Raw genomic sequence first — 7,320 nt, forward strand, 5'->3', positions numbered from 1 at the left:
AGCCTCAAGATAGCATAACGACCGAAGACCGTGGAAAGGCAAACACAATCCGGACCAATCCACGATTCAGGGGGGCAGAAGGACGGCATTATTCGCGGGCGGCAGAATCTGCTGATCGATTGAGCCGAATTGCCTCCTGTCGATAGCGTTCATTCACCTCCAGATCGAACGCTTCAACCGCAGCGAGGTCGGGAACCTGACGATATCGGGCATGACAACGGTAACAGACCATCCTGTCAGGCAGAATCGCATACAGAATCCAGTCAGCCAACCCAAAGGCCATCAGAATGATCATCGCGACGCCTGGCATCATGTAAGCAATGGCCACCGTGCTCATCACGATTCCCAGTCCGACGATCACGACGCCGAGTCGTTGATCAAAGTCTTTCTGCCTCCACAGGTCGCCACACCCGCAGACGACACAGTTCGCGAGGGCGGCACCTTTCATGTCCTGCTCATCAATCGGACGGACCCAGCTACAGTGATTGCACCGCACCTCGCGACTGGCCGATGTCACTTCCTCGCGAGACGACTGTAAACATTTCGGACAATCGAAATAGAGCTGCATCGGAAGACTCGAATTAGAAGGGAAGCCGAAGTTCTGCATACAGCAGCGCAGCGGACATTTCACCAATGAACGCCAGAATCACACCTGCGAAGAGAACTCCTGTCGCCGCCTGAGTGTTCCGGTAACGCAGAATCCGAATCGCCATGATTGCGATGACGAACGGACCCAGGATTCCCCCCAGCCAGCGGAGCGCGAACCACGTCCATTGCACGCCGCCGTGAAGGTTGTGCCCCGCTTCCAGCCAGGCATATGTGGAAATTCCGAACCGTACTGCGATCGCCAAGGCAAGCCACCAGCAGAGCACATTGAGCGGCGTGATCGACATCGTCGGAGCGGTCAGGTACCAGTGCCCCAGTAACATGCCAGTCACGACTCCGCCGAGAACTCCCGCCGTGGCAAGACTCGACAGCAGATGAAAGCCACTCTCATTGAACCCCAGAGTGCTCACCCCGCCACGGGCCAGGACCAGACTAGTTAACGACGAGAGCAAAACTCCCACCATCGCCACCGTGCCGGAAACTCGCCGACCCAACAGCCAGACAATGGAGCCGAAGTAGGCAAATCCCACTGCTGAACCAGCAGCAATTCGGGCATTACGCAAGAGTGGTCCGGAAAGACGCTCCCCCTCGGAACTCAACAGGGCTCCCAGCGTCAGAATTGCCAACACGCTCAACCCCATCACGATCATCATCTGAATACGAAAGAACCCTGCTGTGACCTGGGCACGCGGCATCAGGCACCACATTAGACTCATTCCGACGATCAGCAATAGAGAAAACTCGGCGATCATCGCAGTATGCTACGCCCCCGAACCGGCAACGAAAAGGGTCACCGGCCCGCCGAGAAGATCAGTCTCGTTTTCTGGAAATTCCCCGAACCATAGGCCATTTCCCAGTCACGATTCGCTTCTGACGCGGCTCCCTCCCACGGAAATGCGCAAAGTGTGTGTGTGTGTGTGTGTGTGTGTGTTCCACCGCAACTTGCGTAGGGTATGAACGGACTTCCGGAATTGTCTGGGTAAGAAACCGATGGTGCAAGAAAGCGGCCTCCATGCCATGCTTTGGGGTAGAGAGCAGATCCATGGCATTAACGGCAAGGAGACCGACGATGAGCATGACAGCCCTCGTGGAACCGGCATCGTGCCGGTTCAGCTCCCCAGTCCGGTGAATTCCAAGGCCCCCCCTTCACGCGGGACCAACATAGTCCCACAAACCGGCAGGATGCCGGTTCCACACGAAGCCCCGCTTTTGGCACGACGCGTTCTTGTTCCGAATTGTCAAAGATCAGTCAATCCATCGATCCGGTCTGCGGCTCTCAATATGCCGTTGTGTGCCGTGATCCCCACTCATTCAGCGTCTTCGCTCATCAACGCGTGAAGTGGCGGAAAAGGCCCTCAGCAGAAATCCCGTGGCCACCCTGGCCAGTCCCTCAAAAACACGTAACCCGTGATCGCGGTGAGACATGGGACTGGCCACCGACTGGCCAAGGGCTGGCCAGCCTGGCCAGTCCCCCCCCGCCCCCCGGCAGCACCCCGAATCGTCTTCATGAGTGCCCCACAGCAGGCCCTGAACAGGGTTGAAAATCCCGTTGAAAGCTCCCGTCGCGGCAAACGTCCCCCGCTGCTCGAAACAACGCTTCGACACGGGTCGTCCCCGGCAATCTTGCAATCTCCCACGTCCCGATCGCACGCAGACACGTCGCCCTGTCGCAAGATTCGTGTCCCCCTGCCCCAGATCCCCAAGACCTCGCGCAATGATGGACGGTCTTCACCTTCACCACTTGAGTCTCGACGACGAGGTGCAGTGTCTGCCAGACGAACCACGCCGCGCTGGGCTTCGCCCTCATTCGCTGACCGAAATCGCTGACGAAAAAAGTTCTTCAATTTTGAATCCCCTCGCTCTGGTCTTGTCACCATTCCACGCGGGATTTGGAAGGCGGGTTAGTTTCAATCACCGACAGCAAACCGACGAGCCCAAACATCCAGACGTTTGGAATAAGGGACACGTGCGGACAATGGACCCTCCCCCCAGCCCCGAGCACACCGGATAGCCCCGGTTGCCGGGGCTTCGCGGCTACCGGGGCGGCATAAGCCGCAAGAGGTTGCCCCCGCCGGCCCCACCCCCGAGCGAAACGTCTCTCTGCAGCATTCGGTCGTGTGTAGAAAAACCTCTTGTGCTGCGCACACCGGTAGCCCGGAAGACCGGTCAACCGGTGCATCCCGTTTGGCGGCGTCAGCCGCAAGAGGTTGCCCCAGTCGGACCCACCCCCGTGCGAAACGTCTTTCTGCAGCATTGGGTTATGTTTGGAAAAACCTCTTGTGCTTCGCACACCGGTAGCCCGGAGGACCGGTCAACCGGTGCAACCCGTTGGCCGATCGATCGACTGAGTACGAAAAATCCTTGCTGGGCAGCCCCGGTTGCCGGGGCTTCGCGGCGACCGGGGCTGCGTCAGCCGCAAGAGGTTGCCCCCGCCGGACCCACCCCCGAGCGTATGAACTTGGATCTGCTGTGCCCCCCGGCCCCGAGCGCACCGCCTAGCGCCGGCCTGAAAGGCCACCAGAGATCAGCCCAGGGCAGAGCGCCGCGGCGAAGCCGCAAAGCGCCGCCCTGGGTTGGCGAATAGTTGCGTCTCCTCCGCCCTGTTAAGGGCACAACAACCATTCAAACGTCACGCCACCGAATCCCACAAACAAGACGTTCGGACTAAAAGACCCTGCTCCCGACACGCAGACAGGCCGCGAAAGAACGTGTCGCCCTTAACAGGGCTGGCAACAAATGATGCCCCTAACCCAGGGCGACGCTTGCGGCTTTGCCGCGGCGTTCTGCCCTGGGCTGGCTTGTGGATGCCTTTCAGGCATCAAAATCAAATGCTGAACCGCATTGAGTGCAACAGAAGATGGGATGTCCCCCTGCCGGTGCCTCGGGGACGACTTCCAGAAATTCCTCCGACAAAACTGCGCCATCGCTGCATAATCCTCCGGAAGTGCGGTCACACCCACTTGCGTATCGCGCCTGCACACCAGAGAGGACGTAGTTCGCAACAGTCTCCCATTCAGGCACGGTCAGCCTGCTTAGAACTCACCGGTCACCTCGCCTCCATTCCGACTGTGCAGACCGCGATGCAATGCTTCGTCGATGTTGTCGCTGACGAATCGGACCGCTCCGTCCCCCATCAGAAGATGGGCTCCCCCTGTGTGCATGCTGCGGGGACCGAAGAATCCCGTGAAGTGCGTGACAACGTCAGGAATGCGACTGTTGGGCGTGTTGTAGCCATTCGTGAGTGTGCTGAGTGCACCGGAATGCGCCCATGAGACACCTCGCCCTCGCATCGTCCCGTCCGCCGGTCCGCGCCAGGTGGTCATGCTCGGCCAGATGTCGTCGAGGTCGGGGTTGAAGATCATTCCCGCGCTATTCGTGAACCCGGACCAGCTTCCGGAAGCGGCCAGCCCGGGCACGGGTTGCAGCGCCGAACTGACACCCGATGACCCATTCAATGTCAGACGATAATTGAAGGGGGGAAGTGTCCCCGGAGGAAGTGTCACGGTGGCTCCGACGCTGCGTATTGCTTCGCTCATCATTACGGTATTGGACACGCCATCCGTAATGCTCTGAAAACCGACGCTTGAGTTTTCATAGACAACACCGTCCGTCGGCCAGCGCAAGTCATAGTTGGTCCGTGTCGAACTGCCGTAACTGACCATGTAGTTCGTTCCTCCATAAACAAACCCGCCGTTTCCATGGGTCTGTGATGGTACAGGGTCACTGGGACACAACATCAGGGTGAGCGGCGTCGCGAATGCCGTCACGAATGCCGGATTCGGAACCAGCGCATTGAAGGGACCAGTAAATGCCGGCTGGCTGAAATCGAGTAGTGACTGCAGATTCGCCTGATCGAAATAAGGCAGCAGGCGTGCCTGTGGTGAAAATCCCTGCGAGCTGGATAGCTGGGCACTCGCCATCGGAAACATACGAAAACTGCTCTCGTAGTTATGCATGGCCAGCCCGAACTGCTTCAGATTATTTTTACATTGGGTCCGACGTGCCGCCTCGCGGGCCTGCTGAACGGCAGGCAGCAACAACGCGATCAGGACTGCAATGATGGCAATCACGACGAGAAGCTCGATAAGAGTGAACCCGCGAGCACGCCGGCCACTTTGAAAGCAAGTCATAATATTCTCCCGATCCAGCGAATAAGTTCGATGCAGGACATCGGTGCAAGTCGGCAGTTCTCTGTCAGGAAGAGACGAAGGTGTCAGCATTCCCCCACTCAGCGCCACGACCCGGCGCCACCACGCGCATTCGTGCTCCACTGAGAAGAAATCAACTGTGAGGAAATCAACAGCCTTGGGTTATTCCTGACTGAGATACTTCTGACCGATATCCATGAATGACGTTCTGTTCGAAATGAATCGCTTTCTGCATCGAACTCGAGGTATTCCGCCTGAGTAGTGCCATCACACAGGGCGCAGGCATACTGAGTCGACACAGAAATCATTTCAGGCCGTTACGGTCCGGAATGGCACGCTCACGCAGGGGCTAAGACACACTTGTGGAGAGCGAATCGGCAGCCAGCCGTGAGCGCGCCATCTCAGACCGCTCGGGCGTCAGATTCCGTCTGAACAGATGCCAGGGGGCAGCGCGCATACCAGATCCACGAGACCGCCCGGCCATGAAATTCGACGTCACGCCAGACGGGGCGGAGGAACGGGGGGAGCAAGGCTCGCCGATTCAAACAGAGCAGACTCGAACGCGAATCTTTCGATCGAACGCGGCACACCGGCGACTAACTCCACCGGGTGCGGCACGATGAAAATGGGGAGTCCCGCCAGCGTATGAGAGACCCCCTGGCACTGCTGAGCAAAGTGGCCGATGACCAGCTTAAACCGTGACGATCGATTCACGGGCCGCCCAGCAGAAGGGCGTGGGTCCGCGGCACCAGGACTCGCTTCCGCAGTGGTCACCTCAACAGCGGGAGCGTTTGTGGAAGTGCTCGTGGCATCTGAGTCGGAATGGGCAAGTTCGCAGCACCCCTGTCGATCCGCCAACAGCTTCGCAGGAGGCTTCGGCGGATTGTCAGGTTGAGCGAAGGCTTTCACGCCATGCCGCTGACCCCATGCCTGTTTTTGTTCTGCTGTGAAACAGCAACACTGCTTCTTGCACTGGGCGGCTGTGCGACACGCGCATGGGCGATCCTGACAGGGAAAGGGCTCTGACAAGTCCTTGGAAAGAACACTTCGCCCGATCGAAAGGGGGAACGGGAGAAGCGCAGCAAGGAACACCGCGAGCAGCAACAGCGTTATCCACTGCTGCTTCGAGCATTCAAGTCGGAACTTGCTACAGAACCATCGCATCAGCATTCGCCTTACCCGTCATTCACGGGCAGCGTGCTGGCCTGAACGAATCGCACTCCACACAAATGACGATAGCGAATTTGCAGAGAAATCACAGCCAAGCAACTGCAGTCGAAATCGGTTTTTCGCGAAACACTTTCACCTCCCGTTCTGCTCGCCCTCCCACATCGTATATGACGAATGTCGCAAACCAATTCCAGGCATTGCCATCCGACCCTCTACGGCATGCGAGACGTGTGAACTCGCGTTCTGCCCGAACGTTGCGACGTACCGATGAACGTCGTAGCCCGCTGGTTGACATTGGGCCTCTGCCATTTTACAACAAGAATGTCTTTTTCAAGACATTCCGCCTTTCACAACTCGATGACAGAGGATGCCCCATGCAAAGCCGTCTTTCTGCGAGACGTTCCGCCTTCACGCTGATCGAGTTGCTGGTGGTGATTGCCATCATTGCGGTGCTGATTGCCCTGTTGCTGCCTGCCGTCCAGCAGGCCCGCGAGGCCGCCCGCAGAACCCAGTGCCGAAACAACCTGAAGCAACTGGGCCTCGCGCTGCACAACTACGAATCCACGGCCAGTTGCCTTCCTCCGACTGCCGTTGTCGTCCGGTTGCCCAACAACACATTGTGGACCAGTTACCTGGGACCGCATGCACGCATCCTGCCGTTTATCGATCAGGGGAACACGTTCAACGCCATGAATGTGAACTCCTCCTACGGAGACACCTTTAACACAGCCGCTGTTGGGCGAGTCGCAAAGGGATTTCTCTGCCCGAGCGAACCGAACAGTCAGCCCCAGCAGCACGCCACGTTCGGCCCCATCGGTGGAGTTAACTATGGATTCAGCATGGGTGACTGGTATGTCTGGGGAGGCCCTGATGGTGGTCCACCCACGCGGTCTGCCTTCGGCGTCAATTTACGAAGACGATTCGCAGACATCACCGATGGACTCAGCAGTACGCTATTCATGTCCGAAGTGAAGAACTACACCCCCTATGTCCGTGACTGTGGTCCGCTTGCCAACATCAACACTCCAGACAACATCCCCGGACCTGACGCCGACCCGCAGACGGTCGTGCCCGAGTACCTCGCCGGGGGCTGCTCGTTCTTTCTGAATGCTCATTCGCAGTGGGCAGAAATGGCCGTGCATCACAACGGATTCACCACCGCCTGGCCGCCAAATAAAGTGACCCCCGGCGGACCTGGTAACGCTTATCCTGACGTTGACATTAACAGCCAGCGTGAACGGGTGGGGGGGCCGACCTATGCCGCAATCACTTCACGCAGCCACCACATCGGAGGTGTCCACTCACTGATGGGGGACGGTGCCGTCCGATTTGTTTCGTCGTCTGTCGACGGGGGGATCTGGCGTGCGCTTGGCACCGTCGCGGGGTCAGAAGTCCT

At 58.4% G+C, this 7,320-nt stretch carries 6 protein-coding genes; 1 reads left to right on the top strand and 5 read right to left on the bottom strand.

The features are described 5' to 3' along the window. Positions 1-88: 88 nt before the first annotated feature. The 5 genes from VGE80_RS18935 to VGE80_RS18955 all read right to left on the bottom strand — a co-directional run bounded on the left by VGE80_RS18935 (position 89) and on the right by VGE80_RS18955 (position 5,468). Complete coding sequence (locus tag VGE80_RS18935) at positions 89-448, bottom strand: hypothetical protein (protein ID WP_440593749.1); 360 nt, start codon at positions 446-448, stop codon at positions 89-91. Positions 449-581: 133 nt separating this feature from the next. Then, positions 582-1,322, bottom strand: coding sequence for a hypothetical protein (locus tag VGE80_RS18940; protein ID WP_440593750.1), 741 nt, complete (start codon positions 1,320-1,322; stop codon positions 582-584). Positions 1,323-1,917: 595 nt separating this feature from the next. Then, positions 1,918-2,211 carry a hypothetical protein gene (locus VGE80_RS18945; protein WP_440593751.1) on the bottom strand — a complete coding sequence of 98 codons (294 nt, stop codon included), beginning with the start codon at positions 2,209-2,211 and terminating at the stop codon, positions 1,918-1,920. 1,427 nt (positions 2,212-3,638) lie between these two features. Further along, on the bottom strand, positions 3,639-4,736 hold the full coding sequence (locus VGE80_RS18950) for a DUF1559 family PulG-like putative transporter (protein ID WP_373649860.1): 1,098 nt from the start codon (positions 4,734-4,736) through the stop codon (positions 3,639-3,641). 513 nt (positions 4,737-5,249) lie between these two features. Beyond that, positions 5,250-5,468: a hypothetical protein gene (locus VGE80_RS18955; RefSeq protein WP_440593752.1), complete on the bottom strand. Its 219-nt coding sequence runs from the start codon at positions 5,466-5,468 to the stop codon at positions 5,250-5,252. An 830-nt stretch (positions 5,469-6,298) separates the two neighbouring features. Between VGE80_RS18955 and VGE80_RS18960 the strand changes: the two genes are divergently transcribed. Beyond that, positions 6,299-7,320 (top strand): DUF1559 family PulG-like putative transporter (locus VGE80_RS18960; protein ID WP_440593753.1); only part of this gene is annotated, 1,022 nt, incomplete at its 3' end.

Origin of the sequence: Schlesneria sp. (genome assembly GCF_036405755.1) — a bacterium.
Lineage (GTDB): Bacteria > Planctomycetota > Planctomycetia > Planctomycetales > Planctomycetaceae > Schlesneria > Schlesneria sphaerica.